Consider the following 25,612-nt stretch of genomic DNA (forward strand, 5'->3'; position numbering starts at 1 on the left):
GTGTGCTTCGCGCTGTACGACATCAATGTCGCCCACCGACGCTGAGCCGAAGCTGAAGCAGCCTGAAGTGATCTTCAGCTTCCCTTTGCGACCCTGGGTCCCATGCGCCCACCCGTCTCCCGCCACCGCCCCGATGGAGGCGCTTCGCGCCGCCCCTTTCGCCTCCTGATCGTCGAGGACGAAAAGCGCCTCGCCCTCTCCCTCGCCAGGGGACTCACCGCCGAGGGGTACGCCGTCGACGTCGTGCACGACGGCCGGGAGGGGCTTGACCGGGCCACGACCGAGCCGTACGACCTGGTGATCCTCGACATCATGCTGCCCGGCCTCAACGGCTACCGGGTGTGCGCCGCCCTGCGCGCCGCCGGGCACGACGTGCCGATCCTGATGCTCACCGCCAAGGACGGCGAGTACGACGAGGCCGAGGGCCTGGACACCGGGGCCGACGACTATCTGACCAAGCCGTTCTCCTACGTCGTGCTGGTCGCCCGGGTGAAGGCGCTGCTGCGCCGCCGGCGGGCCGGGGGCGCGTCCCCGGTCCATGTGCACGGCGACCTGAAGGTGGACACCGCCGCCCGCCGGGTGTGGCTCGGCGAGGAGGAGGCCGAGCTGACGGCGAAGGAGTTCTCGGTGCTGGAGCACCTGGTGCTGCGGGCCGGCGAGGTGGTGTCCAAGGCCGACATCCTGGAGCACGTCTGGGACTTCGCGTATGAGGGCGACCCCAACATCGTCGAGGTCTACGTCAGCGCCCTTCGCCGCAAGCTCCGCGCGGACCTCATCCGCACGGTGCGCGGCGCCGGATACCGGCTGGAGACGGCGCTGTGAGCCGGCTGTTCGGCTCGGTCCGCTCCCGGGCGACGCTCGGCGCCACGCTCGTCGTCGCCGTGGCCCTCGTCGCGGCCGGCACCGCCCTCCTGCTGTCCCTGCGCGCCAACCTCACGAGCGAGGCGGGCACCCGGGCCGAGCGCTCCGCGCAGGCCGTCGCCTCCGAACTCGCCGCCCGTACGCCCCTCGACAAGCTCTCCGGGCTGGACGCCGAGGACACCCCCGTGCAGATCGTCGACGAGGACGGCGTCCTGCTCGCTGCCTCGGAGGACCTGGAGCGGATCACCGGGACCGGCACCGCCGAGGTGACACCCGCGCCGGAACGCTCCGACGGGGACGACCACGACGACCGTGGCGACCGCGACGACCGTGACGACCCCGATGACGACCATGACGACCGGGGCGACGACGACTCCCTCGACCCCGGCGAGATCTCCCCCGGCGCGAGCCATGCCAACGGCACCGCCACCATCGATGGTGACACCGAGGACTACCGCTTCGCCTCCGTCGAGGTGGAGACCCCCGACCGGGGCCGTCTCACCGTCCACGCGGGCGCCCCGCTGGCCGCCGAGCACAGCGCCGTGGGCACCGCGCTGACCGCCATGCTCATCGGCTTCCCGCTGCTGCTCGGCGTCGTCGCCGCGGTGACCTGGCTGGTCACCGGAAGGGCTCTGCGCCCCGTCGAGGGCATCCGCCGGGAGATGGCCGCGATCACCGCCTCCGAGGACCTCCGCCGCCGCGTCCCCGAACCGGCGACGCACGACGAGATCGCCCGGCTCGCCCGCACCACCAACGCCACGCTCGCCGCGCTGGAGTCCTCCGTGGAGCGGCAGCGCCGGTTCGTCGCCGACGCCTCGCACGAACTGCGCAGCCCCATCGCCTCGCTGCGCACGCAGCTGGAGGTCGCGGCCGCCCACCCCGAGCTGCTCGATCTGGACGGCGCCGTCGAGGACACCGTACGGCTGCAGAACCTCGCCGCCGATCTGCTGCTGCTCGCCCGGCTGGACGCGGGGGAGCGGCCCGCCGGCACCCGGGTGGACCTGGCCGCGCTGGCCCGCGAGGAGGCGGCGGGGCGGCAGCGCGTCAGGGTGGAGGCGGAGCCCGCCGAGGTCTCCGGGTCACGCGGGCAGCTGGGGCGGGTGCTCGCCAACCTGCTGGACAACGCGGAGCGGCACGCCCGTGAGCGGATCACGGTGACCGTGCGCCGGGAGGGTGGCGAGGCCGTGGTGGGCGTCGCCGACGACGGCGAGGGGGTGGCCGAGGCCGACCGTGAGCGGATCTTCGAGCGGTTCGTACGGCTGGACGCGGCGCGCAGCCGGGACGACGGCGGGGCCGGTCTGGGCCTGGCCATCGCGCGGGACGTGGCCGTACGGCACGGCGGGACGCTCACCGCGGGCGCGGCGCCGGCGGGCGGAGCCCTCTTCGAACTCCGCCTGCCGCTCGCCGGCGCGGACCGGGGCCACGCCCCGGACCCAGACAGGCCGTGACCCGTGACCCGTAAGGAGGGGGAGGACGTCAGAGCCGTCCCCGCTGCCCCCGCAGGTGCTCCGCGATGGGCTTGAGGGCCTTGTCGAGCTCGATCAGGGCCTCGGGGGAGAGCAGGTCGATGAAGTGCCGGCGCACGGACGCCACATGGTGCGGGGCGACCTTCTGCATTGTCTCCATGCCGTGGTCGGTGAGGACCGCGTAGAGTCCGCGGCGGTCCGACTCGCAGTTCTCCCGGCGGACCAGGTGGGCGTTCTCCATCCGGGTGATCTGGTGGGAGAGCCGGCTCTTGGACTGCATGGTGGCGGAGGCGAGGTCACTCATCCGCATCCGCCGGTCCTCCGACTCGGACAGGTTCACCAGGATCTCGTAGTCGTTCATTGTCAGGCCGAACGGCTGCAGATCCTTCTCGAGCTGGTAGGTCAGCAGCTTGTTGACCTCCAGGTGGGTGCGCCAGGCGCACTGCTCCGCATTGGTCAGCCAGCGGGTGGCCGTCTCGGTCTCCATGAATGAAGTCTACCTAAGGAAGTTGAAAGGCGAACTAATAGGGCTTCCGTGTGGCACGACGTGCAGGCGTTCGATGTCACACCCCGCACACTACCGCTCACAGCCCGAAGCGACGCTGGAGGTCTCCCAGCTGTCCGGGAAGGCGCGGTCCGCCTGCGCCAGGTCCGGCCCCGCCTGGCGAGCCCCCGCCCGGCACCCCGGGCTGCTGCGGAGGCGCCCCCGTGGCCTGCTCCGTCACCAGCGCCTCGGACGACTGCAGCAGCACCGTGCCCGCGCCAACGAACTCGAACTGGTGCTCCTCGCCGGAGACCCCTCCGAGGCCCGTCATCGCACGTAGACCGCCCAGTACGCCGGTCAGGTAACCGTGGTCGTAGTGGTGGCACGGGGACGGGCAGTCCGCCCAGCCGACCAGCGCCTGCGGGTCGACCCTGATCGGCGGCTCCATGAACACCACCGGCCCGTTAGATGCCGCCACGAACTTTCCGGTTCCGATCAGTGTCAGAAAACCTGGCACGATCGACTGCTTCAGCGACAAGCTTGGCTGAAAAGCGAGCAAGTTGCCCGAGCGAATGGTCAGATTGCCGTCATCCAAGTCGTACGAATTGACGTCGAAGGCCCGGTCGGCGAGCAGCATCTTGCCCGAGCCCTCCGCCACGACCCAGTCGCTCGCGTGCAGTGGCGAATGGAACGCCTTCCGGACAAGTCGGTCGAGTCGCCCGTGCCCGATGCCGTTGAACTCGATCGAGCCGTAGTAGGCGATCATCTTCCCCTTCTGCATGAACCACTGGCTCCCCTTGAGCTCCACGCAGAAGGTGTACGCGTCCACGTTGTCGTCGGACGGCAGCGTCACGGGGTCGAGGACCCGGGGTGCGGCGCCGGGCGTTCCGTACGTGCTCACAGCTTCTCCTCCGAGGCCTGGACGTAGACCGCGCCGCTGCCGCTCAGCTCCAGCTGGAAGGCCTCACCGGAGCCGCGCCCCACCATGTCCCGCCAGCCGAGCGCCGTCGACAGCTTGTTGCGCACGTCGCCGTGGTGGGCGACGTACGCCTGCGGGTCGACGTGCACCGGGCGCTGCGGGGTGACCGGCACCTCGATCACCCCGCCGTGCGCCATCACGGCGACCGCGCCGTGTCCCTTGAGCGTGGTGGTGAACAGGCCCTGACCGGAGACCTGGCCCCGGACCATGCCCATCACCCCGCCCTGCGAGCCGAGGAACACCGTGCCCTGCTCCAGCGTGCCCTCGAAGGCCAGCAGCCGGTCCGCCTCGACGTACAGGATGTCGCCGGAGAGGTGGATCACCTGGACGTGGTGGCCGCCGTGCCCGAACAGCACCGTGCCGCTGCCCTCCACGGTCATCAGGGGCGTGTCCTCGTTCGCCACGCGCCGGCCGATCATCGACATCACCCCGCCCTGGCCGCCGCGCAGGTTGGGGGTGAAGCTGACCTCGCCCTTGTACGCGAGCATCGCGCCGCGCTGGCTGAACAGCCGCTGACCGGGCGCCACGGTCGCCTCGACCATCTTGGAGTTGATCTCCCGGAAGCCCATGTCAGACGTCCCCCGCGATCGTGTTGCGCTCACTGGGCTGGACGTAGACCACCCCGTCGCCCTCGAAGCGGATCTGGAAGGCCTCGCCGCCGCCCTCGCCGATGAGCGTGCGGAACGTCACGCCGGACTGGAAGGACTGCCGCAGGTTCCCCTGGTGCGCGACGTAGGCGCCCGGGTCGACCGTCAGCGGGTACTGCGGGCTCACCCGCAGCAGCACGGCGGGGCCGTCCGACATGATCGCCGCCTGGCCGTGGCCCTCGATGGTGGTCGTGAACAGTCCGTTGCCCTGGGAGGCGCCGCGCAGGCCGGTGAAGGTGGTGCCCGTGCGCAGGCCGCCGTCGGTCGCCAGCAGGTTGCTGGACTCGACGTACAGCCTCTCCCCGTTCAGGGACACCAGGTTGATCTCCGAGGCGCGGTCGGCGAAGAAACAGGTGCCGTGCCCCTTCACCTCCATGAGCGTCATCTGCTCGCCCGTGAGCCGCCGGGTCACCATCCCCCGGAGGCCCTCACCACCGCCCGTGAGCTTCTTGAAGGCCATCTGCCCGTCGTACGCGACCATGGAGCCGTTCTTCGCCTTGACGGCGTCCCCGGTCATGTCGACGGCGAGCACCTTGCTGCTCTGAAGTCGGAACATCGCCACGAGTGCGACGGTAGCGGCCCTTTTGCCCCGCGCCCAGATCCTGGAGGAGGAGTCGCACCCTGATGCGGCCCTGATCCACGGTTCTGGGCCCAGCCCGACCCCGCGCGGTGATCGCTCCCGGGGTTTGCCACAATGGACGCGCTTGTGCGCGCGTTCACAAGGCGCTCGCGAGCCGACAGCATCGTCGACGCCGACGTCTCTCCCTTCCGAAGGTGACCCGTGGACATCAAGACCGCCTCCGCACTCCGCCGCCTCCGCCTGGTCTCGGGCCCCGAAGCGATCTCGTTCCTGCTGCTGCTCGTCTGCTCGGTCCTAAAGCGGACGACGGAGTTCAACGCCGTGCCGGTCATGGGCGCGGTCCACGGCTTCCTCTTCGTCCTCTACGTGATCTTCTGGGCGGACGCCTGGAACCGCGCGAAGTGGTCGCTGGGGACCGCCGCCTTCTACTTCCTGATGTCGGTCCTGCCCACCGGCGGCTTCTTCGCCGAGCGGCGGCTGAAGCGTGAGGCCGAGGACGCGGTGATCGCCTCCCGCGCCCGCAAGGAAGGGGTCGTGAACGCATGATCGTCGCCTTTTCCGTGACGCCGCTGGGCGTCGGCGAGGACGTGGGGGAGTACGTCGCCGACGCCGTGCGGGTGGTCCGCGAGTCCGGGCTGCCGAACCGTACCGACGCGATGTTCACGTCGGTCGAGGGGGAGTGGGACGAGGTCATGGACGTGGTGAAGCGCGCCGTGGCCGCCGTGGAGGCGCGTGCGCCGCGCGTCTCGCTCGTGCTGAAGGCGGACATCCGTCCGGGTGTGGAGGACGGGCTGACGTCGAAGGTGGAGACCGTCGAACGGCACCTGGGCGAGTAGGACCTGTCCGGGCGATCATGTGACCGTCCCGTGCCTGGGTCGTAGTTGTGGGCGTGGAGCGGGGCGATCTCACGGATGCGGAGTGGGAACGGCCGCGGCCGTTCCTGCCGGTGAGCAATGGACGTTGTGGCCGGTGACGGGGTCTTCCCGAGCGCTTCGGCCCCTGGAAGACCGTCTGTGAAGGCCACCGGCTGTGGTCCGCCGACGGGACGTGGGAACGTCTGCTGCATCAAGTCCAGGCCGCCGCCGACATCGCGGGTGAGATCGACTGGGACATCTCGATGGACTCCACCATCGTGCGGGCCCATCAGCACGCGGCCGGTGCCCGGACCGACCCGCCGCCGGCCCCCGCGTCAAAGGGGGCCGGCGCGGCAGAACACCAGGGCGAAGCACCGTGGCAAAGCCTGCTCGCCCGGCCGGTGGAGGTGGTGCGGGAGGCGAGGGCCTGGGCCGCTCGAGCGATCAACAGGCTGAAGCAGTCCCGGGCCGTGGCCACCCGCTATGACAAGCGCGGCTACGTCTTCCTCGGCGCCGCAACCACCGCAGCTCTCCTCATCTTGGCTTCGGGGCTGAGTCCCCGACCTCACAAACCGATCGGCCGGTACGCCAGGGTGGCCTGATCGACTACCTCATCAGCCGAAAGCTCCCGCTCCGGCGGCCAGAAGATCAAGTCGCTGACATAACCGGACGGGCATGCCAGGGCTCTGTCGAGCCGACCCAGCCAGCCGTCCACCTCGTCGTCCGAGGCGTAGTCCGCGTCCATGATCCGCTGCACGAGCGCAGACGCCTCCGCGCGGCTCATCTCCCCAGCACTCATCAGGTCCCTCCGCCGAGTCACCCTAACGAGATCCTTGATCGCCCGGACAGCTCCTAGTCGAGGCTGGGGCCGTCCAGCCCCAGCCGCTCACCGCGTAGGACCGCGACCAGGGCCGCGTCTTCGGCGGAGTGCGCGACGAAGCGCAGGGCTGCCCTCAACTCGGCCGGTGTCGCTGCGGCCTCGTCGGCCAGGTCCCGTGCCCGGGCGGCGTCCGCTTGTGCGGTCTCGATCAGCTCGGTCTCCAAGGCGTCGGCCAGCCGGTTGACGAGCCCGTCGCCCGGCGGGACGAACGCGGGTCGATCGTCCTCTCGCCAGGGCAGGCGCCGTAGCCGGGTGGTGTCGGGCATGTCATCACTCCTCAACGGTGTGGCGGGCCAGGCGGCGGCCGCCGTACTCACGGGATACGCACAGTCACGACCTTACGCGGTTTCGCGGTTACGTGGTAGCTCGAATATGCATATCCGCGGAGGCTGGTGGCATGGAACTTGATCGCTCCGTCCCCGTGTGGCCGCAAGTGGCGGCCGACCTCCGTCGGCGCCTGGACGCCGGAGAGTGGGAGCCCGGGGAGCGCTTCCCGGGCACGGTCACGTTGGCGGCGGAGTACGGAGTGACGCAGTCGACGGTGCAGAAGGCTGTCGTGGCCCTTCGCGAAGAAGGGCGTCTGCGTACGGTTCTCGGTGCGGGCAGCTACGTTCAGCATTGACCGCCGTTGCCGCGGGTCGCGCCGTCAAGGATGTGCGTGCCCGCGGACCGAAGGGCGAGACAGGGCTGACCGGCATCTGACCCGCCGGTAGGGTCGGGAGCGTGCCCAAACCGCTCAGTCTCTCGTTCGATCCCATCGCCCGTGCCGACGAGCTCTGGAAGCAGCGCTGGGGAAACGTGCCGGCGATGGCCGCCATCACCTCGGTCATGCGGGCCCACCAGATCCTGCTGGCCGAGGTCGACGCGGTGGTCAAGCCCTACGGGCTCACGTTCGCGCGGTACGAGGCGCTGGTCCTGCTGACCTTCTCCAAGTCCGGCGAGCTGCCGATGTCCAAGATCGGCGAACGGCTGATGGTGCACCCGACGTCGGTGACCAACACCGTGGACCGGCTGGTCAGGTCAGGGCTGGTCGCCAAGCGCCCCAACCCCAACGACGGCCGCGGCACGCTGGCGTCCATCACGGACAAGGGCCGCGAGGTGGTCGAGTCGGCGACCCGCGACCTGATGGCGATGGACTTCGGCCTGAGCGCCTACGACGCGGAGGAGTGCGCGGAACTCTTCGCCATCCTCCGCCCCCTGCGGCTCGCGGCGGGGGACTTCCAGGAGGGGTGACCCTCCCGAAGATCGCCCGGAACGTGCCGTTACGCTCGATCGTATGAAGAAGAGCGTCCTCACCCGCTACCGGGTCATGGCCTACGTGACCGCTGTCATGCTGCTCGTGCTCAGCACCTGCATGGTGTTCAAGTACGGCTTCGAAAAGGGCGAGGACGTCACGCTGGTCGTCTCCCAGGTGCACGGCTTCTTGTACATGATCTACCTGATCTTCGCCTTCGACCTCGGCTCCAAGGCCAAGTGGTCGTTCGGCAAACTGCTGTGGGTGCTGCTGTCCGGGACGATCCCCTTCGCCGCCTTCTTCGTCGAGCGCAAGGTGACGGAGCAGGTGGAGCCCCTCGTGGAGGGCTCCGAGCCGGCCGTCGCCAAGGCCTGACGCCCCGCGTCCCACCGCCGTACGGTCGAGCGTGCGGCGGTCTCCCATCGACATTTACTTGGACGTCCTAGTAAATTCGAAGGTATGGACGCTGACGCCATCGAGGAGGGCCGCCGTCGCTGGCAGGCCCGGTACGACGCCGCGCGCAAGCGCGACGCAGACTTCACCACGCTTTCCGGGGACCCCGTCGAGCCGGTGTACGGGCCGCGGCCCGGGGACCGCTACGACGGGTTCGAGCGGATCGGCTGGCCGGGGGAGTACCCGTTCACCCGGGGGCTGTACCCGACCGGCTACCGGGGGCGGACGTGGACCATCCGGCAGTTCGCCGGGTTCGGGAACGCCGAGCAGACCAACGAGCGGTACAAGATGATCCTCGGCAACGGCGGAGGCGGCCTGTCCGTCGCCTTCGACATGCCGACGCTCATGGGCCGCGACTCCGACGACCCCCGCTCGCTGGGCGAGGTCGGCCACTGCGGGGTGGCCATCGACTCGGCGGCCGACATGGAGGTCCTGTTCAAGGACATCCCCCTCGGTGACGTCACCACCTCGATGACCATCAGCGGGCCCGCCGTGCCCGTCTTCTGCATGTACCTCGTCGCCGCCGAGCGCCAGGGCGTCGACCCCGGCGTGCTCAACGGCACGTTGCAGACGGACATCTTCAAGGAGTACATCGCGCAGAAGGAGTGGCTCTTCCAGCCCGAGCCGCACCTGCGCCTCATCGGCGACCTGATGGAGTACACCAGCGCGCGCATCCCCGCGTACAAGCCGCTGTCGGTCTCCGGCTACCACATCCGCGAGGCGGGCTCGACGGCCGCGCAGGAGCTGGCGTACACGCTCGCGGACGGCTTCGGGTACGTCGAGCTGGGGCTCAGCCGCGGCCTCGACGTGGACGTCTTCGCGCCCGGCCTCTCCTTCTTCTTCGACGCGCACGTCGACTTCTTCGAGGAGATCGCCAAGTTCCGTGCCGCTCGCCGCATCTGGGCGCGCTGGATGCGGGACGTCTACGGCGCCGAGAGCGAGAAGGCGCAGTGGCTGCGGTTCCACACCCAGACCGCCGGCGTCTCGCTCACCGCGCAGCAGCCGTACAACAACGTCGTCCGCACCGCCGTCGAGGCGCTCGCCGCGGTGCTCGGCGGGACCAACTCGCTGCACACCAACGCCCTCGACGAGACCCTCGCCCTGCCCAGCGAGCAGGCCGCCGAGATCGCCCTGCGCACCCAGCAGGTGCTGATGGAGGAGACCGGCGTCGCCAACGTCGCCGACCCGCTGGGCGGTTCCTGGTACGTCGAGCAGCTCACCGACCGCATCGAGGCGGACGCCGAGAAGATCTTCGAGCAGATCAAGGAGCGGGGACTGCGGGCCCACCCGGACGGGCAGCACCCCATCGGGCCGATCACCTCCGGCATCCTGCGCGGCATCGAGGACGGCTGGTTCACCGGCGAGATCGCCGAGTCGGCCTTCCGCTACCAGCAGGCGCTGGAGAAGGGCGACAAGAAGGTCGTCGGCGTCAACGTCCACACCGGCTCCGTCACCGGCGACCTGGAGATCCTCCGGGTCAGCCACGAGGTGGAGCGCGAGCAGGTACGGCTGCTCGGCGAGCGCAAGGCCGCCCGCGACGACGCCAAGGTGCGCGGCACGCTGGACGCGATGGTCGAGGCGGCCCGCTCCGGCGCGAACATGATCGAGCCGATGCTCGACGCCGTCCGCGCCGAGGCCACGCTGGGCGAGATCTGCGACGCCCTGCGCGACGAGTGGGGCGTCTACACGGAGCCCGCCGGCTTCTGAACCCGGGCCCACGGCACCACCACCCCGCCCCGGCAGGCCCCGTGCCCGCCGGGGCGCGGTGCGTTCACGGCTTGCGGGCGACCGCCCCGTACAGCGAGATGACCGCGTCCTCGTCGACGGTCTCCCCGACCGCGAGTTCCGGGTGCCAGTCGGTCAGCTGGACCAGCCCCGGCTCGACCGGCTCGAGGCCCTCGAAGAAGCGGGCGATCTCCGCGCGGGAGCGGGGCGCCAGGGTGACGCCGCCAGCCCGGTACATCTCCACCCCGCGCGCCACCGCCTCCGGGTCGAAGTCCGCCGTGAGCTGCGACAGCACCAGGTAACTCCCGGAGGGCAGGGCGTCGACGAGACCGGCCACCAGGGTGTGCGGGTCGTCCTCCTCGCCCAGGAAGTGCGTCAGCGCCACCAGGGACAGCGCCACCGGGCGGGCGAGGTCCAGCGTCTCCCGGGCCCCCTTCAGGATCCGGCCGGGCTCGCGCACGTCCGCTTGCACGTAGTCGGTGGCGCCCTCGGGCGTGCTGCGCAGCAGCGCCTCGGCGTGCTTCAGCACGATGGGGTCGTTGTCCGTGTAGACCACCCGCGACTCCGGCGCGATGCCCTGCGCGATCTGGTGCAGGTTCGGCTCGGTCGGTATGCCGGTGCCGATGTCCAGGAACTGCCGTACGCCCCCCGGTCCCGCCAGCCAGCGGGTGACGCGCTGCATGAACCAGCGGTTGGTGCGGGCGATGTGCCGCGCGCTCCCGTCCACGCCCATGATCTGCCGGCCCAGTTCCTCGTCGACCGGGTAGTTGTCCTTGCCGCCGAGGAACCAGTCGTAGACCCGGGCCGGGTGCGGCGTGGACGTGTCGATGCGTGCGGCGCCGGTCATGCCAGTTCCCCCTGGAGTGCGTGCGTCCCGAACCGGTCACGATCATCGCAGTGGGTGACCGGGGGTGACAGATGAGTATCGGCCGACCGTGACCCCGCCTCCCGGTACTAGCGCGTGCTCGCCGCCAGCCCCGACAGCAGCACCCGGGTCAGGCCGTGCACCCACTCCTCGTCGGCCGGCTGGTTGCTGACCAGGGTCCGGTGCACCACCGAGCCCGCCACCATGTCGAAGATCAGGTCCACCGCGCGGGCCGCGCGGTCCGCGTCGGCCTCCGGGGGGAGTTCGCCCCGCTCCTGGGCGCGGGCGCGGCCCGCGATCACCAGCCGTTTCTGCCGGTCGACGATCGACGCGCGGATCCGCTCGCGCAGCGCCTCGTCGCGGGTGGCCTCGGCGACCACCGCCATCAGCCCGCTGCGGGCCTCGGGGCGGGCCAGGATCGCCGCGAACTGCAGCACCACGCCCTCGATGTCGGCGGCCAGCGAACCCCGGTCGGGCAGCGTCAGCTCGTCGAACAGTTCGGCGACGGCGTCCACGACCAGTTCGTTCTTGCCCGCCCAGCGCCGGTACAGCGTCGTCTTGGCCACCCCGGCGCGCACCGCGACGTCCGAGAGCGTGAGCTTGGACCATCCCAGGTCCACCAGCGCCTGCCGGGTCGCGGCGAGGATCGCGGTGTCGGCCGCGGCACTGCGGGGACGCCCGGTGCGACTGGCTGGATGGCGGCGCTGCATGGCACGACCATAACCGGCGGAAACCGTGCGGTGGTGAGGGAGATCACCGGGAACCGTTGCCGCGCACCCGCCCCTTGCCATTACGCTACGACTCGTAGCGAAAGCACGTGAGCACCTGACGTGCCCGAGCGACGACCACCGCGCCGGGTGGGGACCCGGCGCACCAGCACCACACGTACGCCTGTGTTTCCCGGGCGCTTTTCACACTCACGCGGAGTACGGGGGAGGATAGACGCATGCAGCCACGGAACATGTCCATGAGCGGAGTCGTCGACCTCGCCGCGGTGAAGGCGGCCCAGGAGGCCAAGGCGAAGGCGGAGCAGGCGCGCGCCGAGGCGGCCCGTACGGGCGGCACCGGCGCCGTCTCGCCCGCCGATCTCGTCATCGACGTCGACGAGGCCGGCTTCGACCGCGACGTCCTGCAGCGTTCCACCGAGGTTCCGGTCGTCATCGACTTCTGGGCCGAGTGGTGCGAGCCCTGCAAGCAGCTGAGCCCCGTCCTCGAGCGGCTCGCCGTCGAATACAACGGCCGTTTCCTCCTCGCCAAGATCGATGTCGACGCCAACCAGATGCTGATGCAGCAGTTCGGCATCCAGGGCATCCCCGCCGTCTTCGCGGTGGTGGCCGGACAGGCCCTGCCGCTCTTCCAGGGCGCCGCGGGCGAGGCGCAGATCCGCCAGACCCTGGACCAGCTGGTGCAGGTCGCCGAGCAGCGTTTCGGCCTGACCGGTCTCACCGTCGACCCGGAGGCCGAGCCGGGCGGCGCCCCGGCGCCCGCCGAGACCCCCGCCGGCCCGTACGACTCCCTCCTGGAGGCCGCCGCCCGCGCACTGGACGGCAACGACCTGGACGGCGCCGTGCAGGCGTACAAGAACGTACTCGCCCAGGACCCGGCCAACCCCGAGGCCAAGTTGGGCCTCGCCCAGGCCGAACTGCTGCGCCGCGTACGGGACATGGACCCGCAGCAGGTGCGCAAGGACGCCGCCGAGAAGCCGGGCGACGTGCAGGCGCAGATCGCCGCCGCCGACCTGGACCTGGCGGGCGGTCATGTCGAGGACGCTTTCGGCCGGCTGGTCGACACCGTGGCCCGCACGGCGGGCGACGACCGGGAGGCCGCGCGCGTGCGGCTGCTGGAGCTGTTCGACGTGGTCGGCGCCGACCACCCCGCCGTGGTGACCGCGCGCCGGGCCCTGGCCCGCGCCCTGTTCTGAACGAGTCCCGCCCGGGCACCCGTTCTGCCGCTTTCGCCCGGTAAGGCGGCGGACGGGGCTCGAGGTACGGACCGGCCGTCAGAGGCCGAAGCGGCCGCGCTTTGCCAAATCTTGGTAATCGCGGCCGCTGTTACTGCGAGTAAGTCGCAGGCGTTGATCTGTCGGGTTCTGTCCATCGATCAACTGTTTTGCACACCCCTATCGATGCACCCAGCGTCGCCGCTCGGGTCCATGGGGTCGCGCCACGGTTATGCGGCCGTTACCGGTCAGTAACGAACCCCCTTGTGCGGGCGGCCAGAATGCACCACGATCGGCGACGCTCGGTCCATTACCCGTACCCCCGACAGCCGGTCGGGCCGCGGGAACTCCTGGGTCCCCACCGAGCAGGAGCGCCGGCAATGACGGCGCTCCTTGGACAGGGGGGTCTTCGCCCGTCCGGCGAAGCCTGTCCAGCAGGGTTGTGCGTGATGCGTGTCAGGCGCGACCAGTGGTTGTCGCTCGGGGGTGAACGCCGGTGATTCGGGCGCGTACCTCGCGTCGCCGAATGCGGGCGCTCTCCTTCCCGAGGACGTAGCACTTCTCCCATCCCTGCCCGACTCGGCCGCCGGTCAAGGCGGCGAGCCAGGACAGGAGATGTACGTCCGAGAAGGAGGAAATATGGAGTCCCAGGTGCGTGGCGGGACCAGATGGAAGCGGTTCGCTGTGGTCATGGTGCCCAGCGTGGCCGCCACGGCGTGCATAGGTGTCGCTCTCGCGCAGGGCGCCCTCGCGGCGTCGTTCAGCGTTTCCGGCCAGTCGTTCAAGGTCACCACGAAGGAGCTCGTCGGCGAGGGCTTCTCGCAGTACGGCGCCATCGACGAGGGCTACACCGCTGACGGCAAGAAGACGGCTCACCCCGTCGCGGTCTCGGCGTTCAAGTCCGCGACCATCAAGAGCCTGTGCCAGTCGGTCGTGACCCCGAACATTCCGGTGCTCGGGAACGTCAGCCTGATCCTGCGTGCCGGTGACGGCGCCCAGCCGGTAGAGGCCAAGAACCTGTACATCGACGTCGCCGACCTGAACGCCGATGCGACGTTCACGAACATCGACATCGGTGTTGCCGCCAAGGACGCCACCAAGGGTCCGGGCATGAAGGGTGGCGGCGAGCAGTCCAACCCCTTCGGGTTCGCGCAGCAGGCCGACAAGGCCGTGCTGAAGGACGTGAAGCAGACGGCGTGGGCGACCACCGCCGGAACCTTCAAGCTCAGCGGGCTGAAGATGTCGCTCTCGAGCGGCGTCAAGGAGTGCTACTAAGCACTCGCTGACGGGCGGGGGAGCCGGTGGCGCCCCCGCCCGTCCACCTTCCCGCCGCGCTTTCACAGGCGGCGCACATCACCACCACAGCAACGCCATCCAGGGAGCTGTTTCTCATGAGCGCCGAGACTCCTGCCGCCTCCGGCCAGTTCACTCGCCGACGGCTGCAGTTCCGCGCCTGGCGTGGCCAGCGGCCTTTCTGGGCCGGTCTGTTCATCATCTTCGGCGGACTCCCCATCGCCTACTTCCCGTACGCGAACCTGCGGATCGGTCATCTGACCCTGGCGATGGCGACCACCGCGGGCGCCGGGTCCCTGATCATCGGCGTGCTGCTCGTCGTCCTCGGCATCAGCCTCTGGTTCCAGAAGCACATCCGCGTCTTCGCTGGTGTGGCGGCGATTCTGCTGGCGTTGGTGTCCATCCCCGTGTCGAACCTCGGCGGCTTCCTCATCGGCTTCCTCTTCGCCCTGGTGGGCGGGGCGATGGCCGTGTCGTGGGTGCCGGGCGAGGCGTCCGAGCAGGAGCTGCGGGCGGACGCGGGCGTGCACGGCGGCGCACCCGAGGGCGCCTTCCCCGAATCCACGGTCTCCGGCCCCGCAGAGGGCGCCGCGGCGACGGGTGAGCCGAACGATCTGTCAGGAACGAGCCCGGCGAACGGGGCGAACGGGAGGCACAGTGCCGGCTGACGAGGTGACCCACGGGGCTGATGTGGAGGCGTCCCGTGTGAGAACCGGGCCGCGACACGCGGCACCCAAGAAGCCGCTGTTCACCAGGTTCCACATGCCCGCGGGGAAGGCGATAGCCATAGCGGCGATGCCGACCGCGGTTCTGATGGGGATGGGCTTCACCCCGACGCTCGCCCAGGCCGACGACCAGCCGTCGTCGCGGAGTCTCACGGCGGACGAGTTCAAGGAGTGCCTGGAGGCCATCGAGAAGGCGGAGAAGGGGGACGCGAGCGCGTCGCCCACGCCGTCCGCCAGTGAGAGCGCCTCCGAGGACGAGAAGGAGCCCTCGGCCGACCCGACCACGGCTCCCGCCCAGGAGGCCCCGGAGGAGGACGCGGACAAGGGATCGGACTCTTCGCCGGATTCAGGTTCCGACGACAAGGCCGAGCCCACGCCTTCGCCCTCCGCGTCCGCGGGCGGACAGGCGGCGGACACCGCGCCCGCCCCGTCCCCGTCGGAGACCGACAAGAACCTGCTGGAGGAGATCGGGGACGCCATCAAGGACGTCTTCACCCCCGGCGGGAAGGCGTCGGAGACCCCCAGTCCCGAACCGTCCCCCTCCGCCTCCTCGTCCGCCCCCGCCGGGGAGGCGGACGAGAAGGACGAGAAGGCCTCGCAGAAGCCCGCGGAGAAGCCCGCGGGGGACATCCTCGGCAAGGTCGGCGACGCGGCGCAGGACGCCACGGAGCAGGCCGAGGAGGCCGTGAAGGAGGAGACGAAGGAGCCCGAGGCCACCGCCTCGCCCAGCGTCTCCGAGTCCGGGATGGCCCTCGAGGACTGCCCGGTCGCCACCGACGACGAGGGCGGGGTCGACAACAAGGTCCCGCTGCCCGACGACCCGTGGTTCCTGAACGCCAGTTCGCTGCTGCTGAAGGGCGCCGACTACAAGGGCGTCGTCGAGGTGCGGACCGCCAACGGCACCACGAAGAAGGTCCTGAAGTACGTGGTCTCCGACGGCACCGACATCGGCGACCTGCACCAGACGGTCAAGGACAAGCAGTCCGGCAAGACGTACCACGTCCAGGCCGCCAAGGGTTCGACGTCGACCATCCGCGACGGCGACACCGTGATGTACACCGAGAGCATCTCCGGCAACCTGCTGGGGCTGATCCCGATCACGTTCGACCCGGAGAACCCGCCGCCGCTGAACATCCCGCTGATCTACTTCACCAAGGTCACGGTCCAGCAGGCCGGTCAGTTCGGCGGCACCCTGCACGTGCCGGGGCTCCACCAGTACGTCACCGACTGAGCGTCACCGGGCCGCACCAGGACCACCCCGGGAGCCGCGACACCGAGGGCGCCCCCTGTTCGCAGGGGGCGCCCTCGGGCGTCGGACCGGTGTGCCGGGTCAGGCGGTCGCCTCGCCCAGGTGGTGGACGCGGACCATGTTCGTGGTGCCGGGGACGCCGGGCGGGGAGCCGGCGGTGATGACCACGATGTCGCCCTCGTTGAAGCGGCTCAGGCGGACCAGTTCCTGGTCCACCAGCGCGACCATCTCGTCGGTGCTGTTCACGAACGGCACCACGTACGGCTCCACGCCCCAGCTCAGCGTGAGCTGGTTACGGGTCGACTCGTCCGTGGTGAACGCCAGGATCGGCTGCGCGACGCGGTAACGGCACAGGCGGCGGGCCGTGTCGCCGGACTGGGTGAAGGCCACCAGGCCCTTGCCGCCGAGGAAGTCGGCGATCTCGCAGGCCGCGCGGGCCACCGAACCGCCCTGCGTGCGCGGCTTCTTGCCCGGCACGAGCGGCTGCAGGCCCTTGGACAGCAGCTCCTGCTCGGCCGCCTGGACGATCTTCGACATCGTCCGGACCGTCTCGATCGGGTACGCGCCGACCGAGGACTCCGCCGACAGCATGACCGCGTCCGCGCCGTCCAGGATCGCGTTGGCCACGTCGGAGGCCTCGGCGCGGGTCGGACGGGAGTTGGTGATCATCGACTCCATCATCTGGGTCGCCACGATCACCGGCTTGGCGTTGCGCCGGCACAGCTCGATCAGGCGCTTCTGCACCATGGGGACCTTCTCGAGCGGGTACTCGACGGCCAGGTCGCCGCGCGCGACCATCACGCCGTCGAACGCCATCACGACGTCCTCCATGTTCTCCACCGCCTGCGGCTTCTCCACCTTGGCGATGACGGGGACGCGGCGGCCCTCCTCGTCCATCACGCGGTGGACGTCGGCGACGTCCTTCGCGTCCCGGACGAAGGACAGGGCGACCAGGTCGCAGCCCATCCGCAGGGCGAACCGCAGGTCCTCGACGTCCTTCTCGGACAGCGCGGGGACGTTCACGGCCGTGCCGGGCAGGTTGATGCCCTTGTGGTCGGAGATGACGCCGCCCTCGATGACGATCGTCCTCACCCGGGTGCCCTCGACGTCCAGCACCTTCAGCTCGACGTTGCCGTCGTTGATGAGGATCTGGTCGCCGCGGGAGACGTCGCCCGGGAGGCCCTTGTAGGTGGTCCCGCAGATCGTCTTGTCACCGGGGACGTCCTCGGTGGTGATGGTGAACTCGTCACCGCGCACCAGCTCGACGGGGCCCTCGGCGAAGGTCTCCAGCCGGATCTTGGGGCCCTGGAGGTCGGCGAGGACGCCGACGGCCCTGCCGGTCTCCTTGGAGGCGGCCCGGACCCGGTCGTACCGGCCCTGGTGCTCGGCGTGGGAGCCGTGGCTGAAGTTGAAGCGGGCCACGTTCATGCCGGCTTCGATCAGAGTGACGAGCTGCTCATGGGAGTCGACCGCGGGGCCGAGAGTACAGACGATTTTCGAACGGCGCATGGGGCGATCCTATCGGTTTGTTTCGCTCCGGAATATTCCGTCTGGCGGAATGTACAAATGAGGTTCCCGCTGCTCAGTTGTTCTTTCCGACCAGTGCGTATGTCTGCTGTGCGATCTCCATTTCCTCGTCCGTCGGTACCACCGCGACCGCGACCCGTGCCCCCTCGGGCGAGATCAGCCGCGCCCCGCCGCCGCGGACCGCGTTGCGCGCGCCGTCCACCGCGAGGCCCAGCCCTTCCAGGCCCGCCACGGCGGCCTCACGCACCTCGGCGGAGTTCTCGCCGACCCCGGCGGTGAAGACCACCGCGTCCACCCGCCCGAGAACGGCGTAATAGGCGCCGATGTACTTCCTCAACCGGTGAATGTAGATGTCGAAGGCGAGCTTCGCCCGTTCGTCGCCCTCGGAGATCCGGCGCCGGATCTCCCGCATGTCGTTGTCCCCGCACAGTCCGACCAGCCCGCTCCGCTTGTTCAGAAGGGCGTCGATCTCGTCGGCGGACATTCCGCCGACACGCATCAAATGGAAGATCACGGCCGGGTCCATGTCACCGGACCGCGTACCCATCACGAGCCCCTCCAAGGGGGTGAGCCCCATGGAGGTGTCCACGCAGCGGCCCGCCCGCACGGCCGAGGCGGACGCCCCGTTGCCCAGGTGCAGCACGATCACGTTCACCTCCTCGGGCGCCTTCCCCAGCAGCCGTGCCGTGGCCCGGGAGACGTACGCGTGCGAGGTGCCGTGGAAGCCGTAGCGGCGCACCCGGTGCGCGTCGGCGGTCTCCACGTCGATGGCGTAGCGGGCCGCGGACTCCGGCATCGTCGTGTGGAACGAGGTGTCGAACACCGCGACCTGCGGCAGGTCGGGGCGCAGCGCCGTCGCCGTGCGGATGCCGGTGAGGTTGGCCGGGTTGTGCAGCGGCGCGACGGGGATCAGCCGCTCGATCTCGGAGAGCACCCGCTCGTCGATCACGGTCGGCTCGGTGAAGTACTTGCCGCCGTGCACCACCCGGTGGCCGATGGCGAGCAGCTCCGGGGAGTCCAGGCCGAGGCCGTCGGCCGCCAGCTCCTCGGCCATCGCCTTCAGCGCGGCGTCGTGGTCGGCCACCGGACCGGTCCGCTCCCGGGTCTCCCCGCCGGACGCCAGCGGGCTGTGGCGCACCAGCGAGGTGCGCTCGCCGATCCGCTCGACCAGGCCGGAGGCCAGCCGGCTGCTGTCGCTCATGTCCAGCAGCTGGTACTTCACCGACGAGGAGCCGGAGTTGAGGACGAGGACGCGGGACTGGCTCACTGGGCGGCTGCCTTCTCGTTCGGAGAACTCGGAGAACTCGGGGCCGGGGACTGCGCCTGGATGGCGGTGATCGCGACGGTGTTGACGATGTCCTGCACCAGGGCGCCCCGGGACAGGTCGTTGACCGGCTTGCGCAGGCCCTGGAGGACCGGGCCGACGGCGATCGCGCCGGCCGAGCGCTGCACGGCCTTGTAGGTGTTGTTGCCGGTGTTCAGGTCGGGGAAGATCAGCACCGTCGCCTGGCCGGCCACCTCGGAGTCCGGCAGCTTGGTCGCCGCCACCGACGGCTCCACGGCCGCGTCGTACTGGATCGGCCCCTCGATCCGCAGGTCGGGGCGGCGCTTGCGGACCAGTTCGGTGGCCCGGCGCACCTTGTCCACGTCGGCGCCGGAGCCGGAGGTGCCCGTCGAGTACGACAGCATCGCGATCCGCGGCTCCACCCCGAACCGCGCCGCCGTGACCGCCGACTGCACCGCGATGTCGGCGAGCTGCTCGGCGTCCGGGTCCGGGTTGACCGCGCAGTCCCCGTACACCAGGACCTTGTCGGCCAGGCACATGAAGAACACCGACGAGACGATGTCCGCGTCCGGCCGGGTCTTGATGATCTCGAAGGCGGGACGGATGGTCGCCGCCGTGGAGTGCACCGAGCCGGACACCATGCCGTCGGCGAGGCCCTCCTCGACCATCAGCGTGCCGAAGTAGTTCACGTCGGACACCACGTCGTACGCCAGTTCCACGGTGACGCCCCGGTGGGCGCGCAGCGCCGCGTACTTCTCCGCGAAGGAGTCACGCAGCTCAGAGGTGGCCGGGTCGATCAGCTGGGTGTCGCCGAGGTCGATGCCCAGGTCGGCGGCCTTCTTGCGGATCTGGTCGACGTCGCCGAGCAACGTCAGCTCGCACACGCCCCGGCGCAGCAGCACCTCCGCCGCGTGCAGCACCCGCTCCTCGGAGCCCTCGGGGAGCACCACCCGGCGCAGGTCGGAGCGGGCCTGCTCGAGCAGCTTGTGCTCGAACATCATCGGGGTGACCCGGTCGCTGCTGGGCGCGGACACGTGGCGGGTCAGCTCGGCGGTGTCGGCGTACCGCTCGAAGAGGCCGAGCGCCCGCTCCGCCTTGCGCGGGGTGGCCGCGTTCAGCTTGCCCTCCAGGGAGAACAGCTGCTCGGCGGTGGGGAAGCTGTTGCTCGGCACCGACAGCACCGGGGTGCCGGGCGCCAGCCGGTCGGCCAGGGTGAGGATGCGCTCGCCGGGCACCTCGGCCAGGGTCAGCAGCACCCCCGCTATCGGCGGGGTGCCGGCGCTGTGCGCGGCCAGAGCGCCCACCACCAGGTCGGCCCGGTCGCCCGGGGTCACCACCAGGCAGCCGGGGGTCAGCGCGGCGAGGAAGTTGGGGAGCATCGCGCCGCCGAAGACGAAGTCCAGGGCGTCACGGGCGAGCCCGGAGTCGTCGCCGAGCACCACCTTCGCCCCCAGGGTGTGGGCGATCTGCGACACCGTGGGCGCGGACAGCGCGGGCTCGTCGGGCAGCACGTAGCAGGGCACGGGCAGCCGGGTGGCGAGCCGCTCGGCGATCTCGTCGCGGTCCTCGGGCGCGACCCGGTTGACCACGATCGCCAGCACGTCGCAGCCGAGGGTGTCGTAGGCGCGGTAGGCGTTGCGGGTCTCGGCGCGCACGGACTCGGCGGTCTGCCTCCGGCCGCCGACGACGGGGATGACCGAGGCGCCGAACTCGTTGGCGAGGCGGGCGTTCAGGGACAGCTCGTCCGGGAACTGCGTGTCCGCGTAGTCGGTGCCGAGGACCAGCACCACGTCGTAGTCGCGGGCCACCAGGTGGAACCGGTCGACCAGGGTGGACACCAGCTCGTCGGTGCCGCGCTCGGCCTGGAGCGCGGAGGCCTCGGCGTAGTCCATGCCGTAGACGGTCGCGGGGTCCTGGGAGAGCCGGTAGCGGGCGCGCAGCAGTTCGAAGAGCCGGTCGGGCCCGTCGTGCACCAGGGGCCGGAACACCCCCACCCGGTCGACCTGCCGGGTCAGCAGCTCCATGACCCCGAGCTCGACGACCTGACGGCCGTCGCCGCGGTCGATTCCGGTCACGTACACGCTGCGGGTCACGCGCGCTCTCCGTTTCGTCCGAAGCTTGGTCGAAACCGCCCACACAGGTGAGCGGATCCCTCTTGACAGTACCCGCGGCGCTGGCTAGGACGCTCGCGCATCGGGCCGTCGGCGGTGCTCCGGGGGACGTGAAACAATCGGCAGTGGCTCACCGGTATCGACAGCGACCAGGAGACACAGCACGATGCGTATAGGAGTCCTCACCGCAGGCGGCGACTGCCCTGGACTGAACGCAGTGATCCGGTCGGTCGTGCACCGGGCGGTGGACAACTACGGCGACGAGGTCATCGGCTTCGAGGACGGCTACTCCGGCCTGCTGGACGGCCGCTACCGGACGCTGGACCTCAACGCGGTCAGCGGCATCCTGGCGCGCGGCGGCACCATCCTGGGCTCCTCCCGGCTGGAGCGAGACCGGCTGCGCGAGGCCTGCGAGAACGCCTCCGACATGATCCACGAGTTCGGCATCGACGCGCTCATCCCGATCGGCGGCGAGGGCACGCTGACGGCGGCCCGGATGCTGTCCGACGCGGGTCTGCCGGTGGTCGGCGTCCCCAAGACGATCGACAACGACATCTCCTCCACGGACCGCACGTTCGGCTTCGACACGGCCGTCGGCGTCGCCACCGAGGCGATGGACCGCCTGAAGACCACCGCCGAGTCGCACCAGCGGGTGATGGTCGTCGAGGTCATGGGCCGGCACGCGGGCTGGATCGCCCTGGAGTCCGGCATGGCGGCCGGCGCCCACGGCATCTGCCTGCCCGAGCGTCCCTTCGACCCGGCCCAGCTGGTCAAGATGGTCGAGGAGCGCTTCGACCGGGGCAAGAAGTTCGCGGTGATCTGCGTCGCCGAGGGCGCCCACCCGGCCGAGGGCACCATGGACTACGGCAAGGGCGAGATCGACAAGTTCGGTCACGAGCGCTTCCAGGGCATCGGCACGGCCCTGGCGTACGAGCTGGAGCGGCGCCTCGGCAAGGAGGCCAAGCCGGTCATCCTCGGCCACGTCCAGCGCGGCGGCGTGCCCACCGCCTACGACCGCGTCCTCGCCACCCGCTTCGGCTGGCACGCGGTGGAGGCCGCCCACCGCGGCGACTTCGGCAGGATGACCGCCCTGCGTGGCACGGAGATCGTGATGGTCCCGCTCGCGGAGGCGGTCACGGAACTGAAGACGGTCCCGAAGGACCGGATGGACGAGGCGGAGTCGGTCTTCTAGACCGCGCTGTCCGTTCCGCGGGGGGTGTCACGTCCCAGGGTGCGGGCGCCGCAGGAGGCCTGACGGCCGTCAGGGAGCCGAGGGCGCCGCAGGAGTCGCCCGGCCGCGGGCCGAGGTCCGGCCGGGGTGCCTGCGCCGGGTGGCTGGTACGCCTCCCAAGTGGGCGGGCGGGCCCTCTGCGTGAAGCTCCTCCGCCGGCAAGCGATCCGCCGCCGAAGAGCGGCCGTCCGCAGGTATGGGTCCGACGGGACCCACGCCCGCAAGGGCGGGAGCCGGCCACCTCCGCGGGCCCGTCGAGCGGCACAACGCCCGTGAGTGCCGGAACACCGGTACCGCCGACTCGTCGTCGGCGCGCCCGGCAGGGGCACGTGGTGCGGGCGGGTGCCTGCGGCGGCCGTGGAGGCGTGGTGGCCGGGTCCCGGGGCCCGGTGTGTCAGCCGCTCTCCGCCGCGACCGCCGTCCAGAAGTGGTCGACCACGTGGGCGAGGAAGTCGCGGCCCGGGTCGGACGCGTCGGACGGGTTGCCGCCCCAGGTGAGGGTGGCGGCCATGTGGGCCCGGTAGTCCTGGTGGAGGCCGTGCAGCACCTCCTCGAGGAGGCGGCGGTCCAGTGGGGCGATCTTCGACACCGGGCGGACGTACGCCTGCCAGCGCGTGGTCACCGCGTCGCGCAGCAGTTCCGCGAGGCGTTCCTCGCGGCCGGTGACGGCGAGGACGTCCGCCAGGGACAGGCCGAGCACCCGGGTCAGGGCGGCCGTCTGACGCTCGGTGCCGCGCCACCGACCCGTCTCCTCCATCCGTAGATACGCGTGGAGTTCGAGCCCCACGGTGCGGGCGACGTCCTCGGGTGCCAGGCCGCGAGCCGTTCTGTGCTCGCGCAAGGTCCGCGGGCGGCCTATGAGTTCGCCCGGGGAGCACCACAGCACGCCGGCGAGAGCGGTGAGTTCGGGGCGGGACGGGGACGCCGTGCCCCGCTCCCACGCGGCGACGAGGGCCGGCGTGACGTACGGCAGGTCGTACGAGGCGCGCAGGGCGTGGGCCACGTGGTCCGGGTCCAGGCCCAGCGCGGCACGCAGCCGCCGGGCGGCGGGGGCGTTGAACGGCGGGGGCGGATGGCGGTCGCTGCGAAGCGGAGGTCGGCGCACGGCCCACAAGCTAGGCCCGCCCGCCGGGGGTGACTACGGTCTGTTCGGCCACGCTCACGGATCGTAGGAAGGTACGGCTACCGGCCGGTCGCGTTTCGAGGGCGACGCCTCTCAGGTCGCGGAGGGGCTCACTCCGTATTGCGAACGGCACGCTCAGCGGGCATATGCGGGCCCGAACGCCCTCGGCTGTGGCGCGTGCCGGACGGAACGGACGCCCGCCCCTCGCACCCCCGTACGAGCCCCGCGCCCCGTGTGCCCCACCGCCCGCGTCCCCGCCCGCGGCGCGAATCCGCCGGTCACCCCTTCACCGCACCGCCCAGCGCGAACCCCGCCCCCAGCCGCCGGGAGATCAGCACGTACAGCAGGATCACCGGCGTCGAGTAGACGATCGAGAACGCGGCGAGCTGGCCGTACGCCACCATCCCGCGGTTGCCGAAGAAGTCGTTGATGCTCACCGACGCCGGCATCAGATCCGGGCTGAGCAGCAGCATGAACGGGACGAAGAAGTTCCCCCACATCATCACGAACGAGAAGACGGTCACCACCGCCACGCCCGGCCCCATCAGCGGCAGCACGATCCGCGCGAGCGACTGCAGCGGGGACGCCCCGTCGGTCCAGGCCGCCTCCTCCAGTTCCTTCGGCACGCCGTCCATGAAGTTCTTCATCAGCCAGATCGCGAAAGGAAGTTGGGACGCGGCGAAGAAGAAGATGGTGCCCTGCATCGTGTCGATCAGGTTCACCCGCACGAACAGCGCGTACACCGGCACCATGATCGCGGTGATCGGCAGGCTGGTCGCGAAGAGGATCGTCAGCAGGAACGGCCGGTTGAGCCGGGACCGGTAGCGGGACAGCGGATACGCGGCCAGCGCCGCGCACACCACGGTCAGCGCGGTCGCGCCCCCGCACAGGAGGAAGCTGTTGAGCAGCGGGGTGAAGGTGATCTCGTCGGTGAGGATCGCGTCGAAGTGCTCCAGCGTCACCCCGTCCGGGGCCTTCACCCGCAGACCGGCGTGCGGGTCGACGGCGGAGAGCACCACCCACGCCAGCGGCAGCAGGAACGTGACGGCCACGACCAACAGCCCGGCGTCCGCGGCCAGCCGCCGGGCGGTGCGGCGCGAGGACAGGGACCGGGGGGACGAGGACCGCGAAAACGGGGACATGGCGGTCAGACCTCCGTCCGCAGCAGGCGCATGTACAGCAGCGAGAACAGCGAGCCGACCAGCAGAAGCAGCAGCGCCACCGCCGTGCCGTACCCGATCAGGCTGTTCTGGAAGGCCTGTTCGTACATGAACAGCGGCAGCGTCTGGCTCTTCCCTCCGGGACCGCCCCGCGTCATCACCCAGATCAGCCCGAACACCGAGAGCGTCTGCAGGGTGTTGAGCATCAGCGTGGTGCCGATGGAGCGGCGGATCATCGGCAGCGTGACGTGCCACATCCGGCGCCACCCGCTCGCCCCGTCCACCTCGGCGGCCTCGGTGATCTCCTTCGGGATCTCGTTCAGCGCGGCGGAGTACACCAGCATCGAGAACGCCGTGCCGCGCCACACGTTGGCGAACGACACCGCAAGGATGGGAAGGGTGAACAGCCAGTTCTGCGAGGGGAGATGGAGGAAGTCGAGGACCGCGTTGAGCGTGCCCTCGCGGCGGAAGAAGGCGTACAGCAGGAACCCCGCCACCACCTCCGGCAGCACCCACGCCGTGACGACGACTCCGCCGGCCAGCGTGCGCACCGGCTTCGACGCCCGCTGCATCAGCGCGGCCAGCGCCAGACCCAGCGTGTTCTGCCCGACCAGCGCCGACAGCACGGTGAACACCAGCGTCAGCCATACGGCGTTGAGGAACGCGTCGTCGCGGAACGCCCGCCGGAAGTTGTCCACACCGACGAACGACTCCTGCGCCTGACCGGTCAGCTGGAGGTCGGTGAAGGCGATGAGGACGCAGTACGCGATCGGCCCGGCGAGGAACACCAGCAGCAGGGCCAGCGCGGGGGTGAGCGGCAGGAAGCGGGGGAGGGACCGGCGCAGGGTGCGCCGGCCCGACGAGGAGGGGGGCGGGGAGGCGGCGGGCGGGCCCGGGGTCTTCGCAAGGTCCGGGCCCGCGTGCGGTGCGGCGGCGGTCAT

The 25,612-nt window shown here is 70.6% G+C and carries 27 protein-coding genes and 1 pseudogene; 14 read left to right on the forward strand and 14 right to left on the reverse strand.

Annotated features, from left to right (window positions below; translation table 11 throughout):
• Positions 1–102: 102 nt before the first annotated feature.
• Positions 103–822 (forward strand): response regulator transcription factor, encoded by a 720-nt coding sequence (locus tag AY578_RS22890; protein WP_258905061.1) that lies wholly within the window; start codon positions 103–105, stop codon positions 820–822.
• Positions 819–2,309: a sensor histidine kinase gene (locus AY578_RS22895; protein ID WP_258905062.1), complete on the forward strand. Its 1,491-nt coding sequence runs from the start codon at positions 819–821 to the stop codon at positions 2,307–2,309. Before AY578_RS22890 ends, AY578_RS22895 begins: the two co-directional genes overlap by 4 nt.
• A 28-nt stretch (positions 2,310–2,337) precedes the next feature.
• On the opposite strand, the gene AY578_RS22900 is transcribed toward AY578_RS22895, so the two are convergent.
• The 4 genes from AY578_RS22900 to AY578_RS22915 form a co-directional block, all read right to left on the reverse strand.
• Complete coding sequence (locus tag AY578_RS22900; protein ID WP_006130189.1) at positions 2,338–2,814, reverse strand: MarR family winged helix-turn-helix transcriptional regulator; 477 nt, start codon at positions 2,812–2,814, stop codon at positions 2,338–2,340.
• Between the two features lie 97 nt (positions 2,815–2,911).
• On the reverse strand, positions 2,912–3,712 hold the full coding sequence (locus AY578_RS22905; protein ID WP_161232978.1) for an AIM24 family protein: 801 nt from the start codon (positions 3,710–3,712) through the stop codon (positions 2,912–2,914).
• A complete protein-coding gene (locus AY578_RS22910; protein ID WP_019524053.1) occupies positions 3,709–4,359 on the reverse strand; it encodes an AIM24 family protein in 651 nt (216 codons plus the stop codon). Before AY578_RS22910 ends, AY578_RS22905 begins: the two co-directional genes overlap by 4 nt.
• A gap of 1 nt (position 4,360) precedes the next feature.
• Entirely contained in the window at positions 4,361–4,993 is a 633-nt protein-coding gene (locus AY578_RS22915; protein ID WP_215048352.1) for an AIM24 family protein, read from the reverse strand.
• A gap of 225 nt (positions 4,994–5,218) precedes the next feature.
• Here AY578_RS22915 and AY578_RS22920 point away from each other — a divergent pair, with 225 nt between their 5' ends.
• The 3 genes and pseudogenes from AY578_RS22920 to AY578_RS22930 form a co-directional block, all read left to right on the forward strand.
• The gene (locus tag AY578_RS22920; protein WP_019524051.1) at positions 5,219–5,563 is read left to right on the forward strand and encodes a DUF3817 domain-containing protein; all 345 of its coding nucleotides are present in this window, start codon (positions 5,219–5,221) and stop codon (positions 5,561–5,563) included.
• Complete coding sequence (locus AY578_RS22925) at positions 5,560–5,853, forward strand: MTH1187 family thiamine-binding protein (protein ID WP_019524050.1); 294 nt, start codon at positions 5,560–5,562, stop codon at positions 5,851–5,853. Before AY578_RS22920 ends, AY578_RS22925 begins: the two co-directional genes overlap by 4 nt.
• 104 nt (positions 5,854–5,957) lie before the next feature.
• Positions 5,958–6,182, forward strand: a pseudogene (locus tag AY578_RS22930) (hypothetical protein); the annotation flags it as partial.
• A gap of 254 nt (positions 6,183–6,436) precedes the next feature.
• On the opposite strand, the gene AY578_RS22935 reads toward AY578_RS22930, so the two are convergent.
• Positions 6,437–6,670, reverse strand: coding sequence for a bacteriocin immunity protein (locus AY578_RS22935; protein WP_020700082.1), 234 nt, complete (start codon positions 6,668–6,670; stop codon positions 6,437–6,439).
• A gap of 53 nt (positions 6,671–6,723) precedes the next feature.
• Positions 6,724–7,017, reverse strand: a complete 294-nt coding sequence (locus AY578_RS22940; RefSeq protein WP_019524047.1) for a hypothetical protein — start codon at positions 7,015–7,017, stop codon at positions 6,724–6,726.
• A 131-nt stretch (positions 7,018–7,148) separates the two neighbouring features.
• On the opposite strand from AY578_RS22940, the gene AY578_RS22945 reads away from it, so the two are divergent.
• The 4 genes from AY578_RS22945 (at position 7,149) to AY578_RS22960 (ending at position 10,145) form a co-directional block, all read left to right on the forward strand.
• Positions 7,149–7,373 carry a GntR family transcriptional regulator gene (locus AY578_RS22945; protein WP_019524046.1) on the forward strand — a complete coding sequence of 75 codons (225 nt, stop codon included), beginning with the start codon at positions 7,149–7,151 and terminating at the stop codon, positions 7,371–7,373.
• A gap of 101 nt (positions 7,374–7,474) precedes the next feature.
• Positions 7,475–7,984, forward strand: coding sequence for a MarR family winged helix-turn-helix transcriptional regulator (locus AY578_RS22950; RefSeq protein WP_019524045.1), 510 nt, complete (start codon positions 7,475–7,477; stop codon positions 7,982–7,984).
• Between the two features lie 43 nt (positions 7,985–8,027).
• Complete coding sequence (locus tag AY578_RS22955; RefSeq protein ID WP_019524044.1) at positions 8,028–8,360, forward strand: DUF3817 domain-containing protein; 333 nt, start codon at positions 8,028–8,030, stop codon at positions 8,358–8,360.
• Positions 8,361–8,444: 84 nt separating this feature from the next.
• Positions 8,445–10,145, forward strand: a complete 1,701-nt coding sequence (locus AY578_RS22960) for a coenzyme B12-dependent isobutyryl-CoA mutase large subunit (protein WP_136238875.1) — start codon at positions 8,445–8,447, stop codon at positions 10,143–10,145.
• Between the two features lie 64 nt (positions 10,146–10,209).
• On the opposite strand, the gene AY578_RS22965 is transcribed toward AY578_RS22960, so the two are convergent.
• Both AY578_RS22965 and AY578_RS22970 read right to left on the reverse strand, forming a co-directional pair.
• Positions 10,210–11,010, reverse strand: coding sequence for an SAM-dependent methyltransferase (locus tag AY578_RS22965; protein ID WP_019524042.1), 801 nt, complete (start codon positions 11,008–11,010; stop codon positions 10,210–10,212).
• A gap of 107 nt (positions 11,011–11,117) precedes the next feature.
• A complete protein-coding gene (locus AY578_RS22970; RefSeq protein ID WP_019524041.1) occupies positions 11,118–11,738 on the reverse strand; it encodes a TetR/AcrR family transcriptional regulator in 621 nt (206 codons plus the stop codon).
• A 236-nt stretch (positions 11,739–11,974) separates the two neighbouring features.
• On the opposite strand from AY578_RS22970, the gene AY578_RS22975 reads away from it, so the two are divergent.
• From AY578_RS22975 to AY578_RS22990, 4 genes are all read left to right on the forward strand, one after another.
• The gene (locus AY578_RS22975; protein WP_215048346.1) at positions 11,975–12,949 is read left to right on the forward strand and encodes a tetratricopeptide repeat protein; all 975 of its coding nucleotides are present in this window, start codon (positions 11,975–11,977) and stop codon (positions 12,947–12,949) included.
• Between the two features lie 657 nt (positions 12,950–13,606).
• The gene (locus AY578_RS22980) at positions 13,607–14,242 is read left to right on the forward strand and encodes a DUF6230 family protein (RefSeq protein ID WP_019524039.1); all 636 of its coding nucleotides are present in this window, start codon (positions 13,607–13,609) and stop codon (positions 14,240–14,242) included.
• Positions 14,243–14,358: 116 nt separating this feature from the next.
• Positions 14,359–14,928, forward strand: a complete 570-nt coding sequence (locus AY578_RS22985; RefSeq protein WP_019524038.1) for a DUF6114 domain-containing protein — start codon at positions 14,359–14,361, stop codon at positions 14,926–14,928.
• The gene (locus AY578_RS22990) at positions 14,918–16,216 is read left to right on the forward strand and encodes a prolipoprotein diacylglyceryl transferase (RefSeq protein ID WP_026243708.1); all 1,299 of its coding nucleotides are present in this window, start codon (positions 14,918–14,920) and stop codon (positions 16,214–16,216) included. The genes AY578_RS22985 and AY578_RS22990 overlap by 11 nt, the downstream gene beginning before the upstream one ends.
• 99 nt (positions 16,217–16,315) lie before the next feature.
• Here the strand turns inward: AY578_RS22990 and pyk are convergent, their stop codons facing one another.
• The 3 genes from pyk to pta form a co-directional block, all read right to left on the reverse strand.
• Complete coding sequence (gene pyk / locus AY578_RS22995) at positions 16,316–17,743, reverse strand: pyruvate kinase (RefSeq protein WP_019524036.1); 1,428 nt, start codon at positions 17,741–17,743, stop codon at positions 16,316–16,318.
• Between the two features lie 73 nt (positions 17,744–17,816).
• The gene (locus AY578_RS23000) at positions 17,817–19,028 is read right to left on the reverse strand and encodes an acetate kinase (RefSeq protein WP_019524035.1); all 1,212 of its coding nucleotides are present in this window, start codon (positions 19,026–19,028) and stop codon (positions 17,817–17,819) included.
• Complete coding sequence (gene pta, locus AY578_RS23005; protein ID WP_028961108.1) at positions 19,025–21,139, reverse strand: phosphate acetyltransferase; 2,115 nt, start codon at positions 21,137–21,139, stop codon at positions 19,025–19,027. Before pta ends, AY578_RS23000 begins: the two co-directional genes overlap by 4 nt.
• Before the next feature lie 184 nt (positions 21,140–21,323).
• On the opposite strand from pta, the gene AY578_RS23010 reads away from it, so the two are divergent.
• Positions 21,324–22,349 carry an ATP-dependent 6-phosphofructokinase gene (locus tag AY578_RS23010; protein WP_026243707.1) on the forward strand — a complete coding sequence of 342 codons (1,026 nt, stop codon included), beginning with the start codon at positions 21,324–21,326 and terminating at the stop codon, positions 22,347–22,349.
• A gap of 433 nt (positions 22,350–22,782) precedes the next feature.
• On the opposite strand, the gene AY578_RS23015 is transcribed toward AY578_RS23010, so the two are convergent.
• From AY578_RS23015 to AY578_RS23025, 3 genes are all read right to left on the reverse strand, one after another.
• Positions 22,783–23,502: a helix-turn-helix domain-containing protein gene (locus AY578_RS23015; protein ID WP_202415304.1), complete on the reverse strand. Its 720-nt coding sequence runs from the start codon at positions 23,500–23,502 to the stop codon at positions 22,783–22,785.
• Positions 23,503–23,789: 287 nt separating this feature from the next.
• On the reverse strand, positions 23,790–24,653 hold the full coding sequence (locus tag AY578_RS23020; protein ID WP_161232980.1) for a carbohydrate ABC transporter permease: 864 nt from the start codon (positions 24,651–24,653) through the stop codon (positions 23,790–23,792).
• 5 nt (positions 24,654–24,658) lie between these two features.
• The gene (locus tag AY578_RS23025; protein WP_161232981.1) at positions 24,659–25,612 is read right to left on the reverse strand and encodes a carbohydrate ABC transporter permease; all 954 of its coding nucleotides are present in this window, start codon (positions 25,610–25,612) and stop codon (positions 24,659–24,661) included.

Source organism: Streptomyces thermocarboxydus (assembly GCF_024760485.1).
GTDB lineage: Bacteria > Actinomycetota > Actinomycetes > Streptomycetales > Streptomycetaceae > Streptomyces > Streptomyces cellulosae.

Coding starts and splice junctions, on each gene's coding strand:
- AY578_RS22890 (WP_258905061.1), top strand. CDS start 103: ATGCGCCCACCCGTCTCCCGCCACCGCCCCGATGGAGGCGCTTCGCGC.
- AY578_RS22900 (WP_006130189.1), bottom strand. CDS start 2,814: ATGGAGACCGAGACGGCCACCCGCTGGCTGACCAATGCGGAGCAGTGC.
- AY578_RS22910 (WP_019524053.1), bottom strand. CDS start 4,359: ATGGGCTTCCGGGAGATCAACTCCAAGATGGTCGAGGCGACCGTGGCG.
- AY578_RS22915 (WP_215048352.1), bottom strand. CDS start 4,993: ATGTTCCGACTTCAGAGCAGCAAGGTGCTCGCCGTCGACATGACCGGG.
- AY578_RS22925 (WP_019524050.1), top strand. CDS start 5,560: ATGATCGTCGCCTTTTCCGTGACGCCGCTGGGCGTCGGCGAGGACGTG.
- AY578_RS22935 (WP_020700082.1), bottom strand. CDS start 6,670: ATGAGTGCTGGGGAGATGAGCCGCGCGGAGGCGTCTGCGCTCGTGCAG.
- AY578_RS22940 (WP_019524047.1), bottom strand. CDS start 7,017: ATGCCCGACACCACCCGGCTACGGCGCCTGCCCTGGCGAGAGGACGAT.
- AY578_RS22945 (WP_019524046.1), top strand. CDS start 7,149: ATGGAACTTGATCGCTCCGTCCCCGTGTGGCCGCAAGTGGCGGCCGAC.
- AY578_RS22955 (WP_019524044.1), top strand. CDS start 8,028: ATGAAGAAGAGCGTCCTCACCCGCTACCGGGTCATGGCCTACGTGACC.
- AY578_RS22960 (WP_136238875.1), top strand. CDS start 8,445: ATGGACGCTGACGCCATCGAGGAGGGCCGCCGTCGCTGGCAGGCCCGG.
- AY578_RS22965 (WP_019524042.1), bottom strand. CDS start 11,010: ATGACCGGCGCCGCACGCATCGACACGTCCACGCCGCACCCGGCCCGG.
- AY578_RS22970 (WP_019524041.1), bottom strand. CDS start 11,738: ATGCAGCGCCGCCATCCAGCCAGTCGCACCGGGCGTCCCCGCAGTGCC.
- AY578_RS22975 (WP_215048346.1), top strand. CDS start 11,975: ATGCAGCCACGGAACATGTCCATGAGCGGAGTCGTCGACCTCGCCGCG.
- AY578_RS22980 (WP_019524039.1), top strand. CDS start 13,607: ATGGAGTCCCAGGTGCGTGGCGGGACCAGATGGAAGCGGTTCGCTGTG.
- AY578_RS22985 (WP_019524038.1), top strand. CDS start 14,359: ATGAGCGCCGAGACTCCTGCCGCCTCCGGCCAGTTCACTCGCCGACGG.
- pyk (WP_019524036.1), bottom strand. CDS start 17,743: ATGCGCCGTTCGAAAATCGTCTGTACTCTCGGCCCCGCGGTCGACTCC.
- AY578_RS23010 (WP_026243707.1), top strand. CDS start 21,324: ATGCGTATAGGAGTCCTCACCGCAGGCGGCGACTGCCCTGGACTGAAC.
- AY578_RS23020 (WP_161232980.1), bottom strand. CDS start 24,653: ATGTCCCCGTTTTCGCGGTCCTCGTCCCCCCGGTCCCTGTCCTCGCGC.
- AY578_RS23025 (WP_161232981.1), bottom strand. CDS start 25,612: ATGACCGCCGCCGCACCGCACGCGGGCCCGGACCTTGCGAAGACCCCG.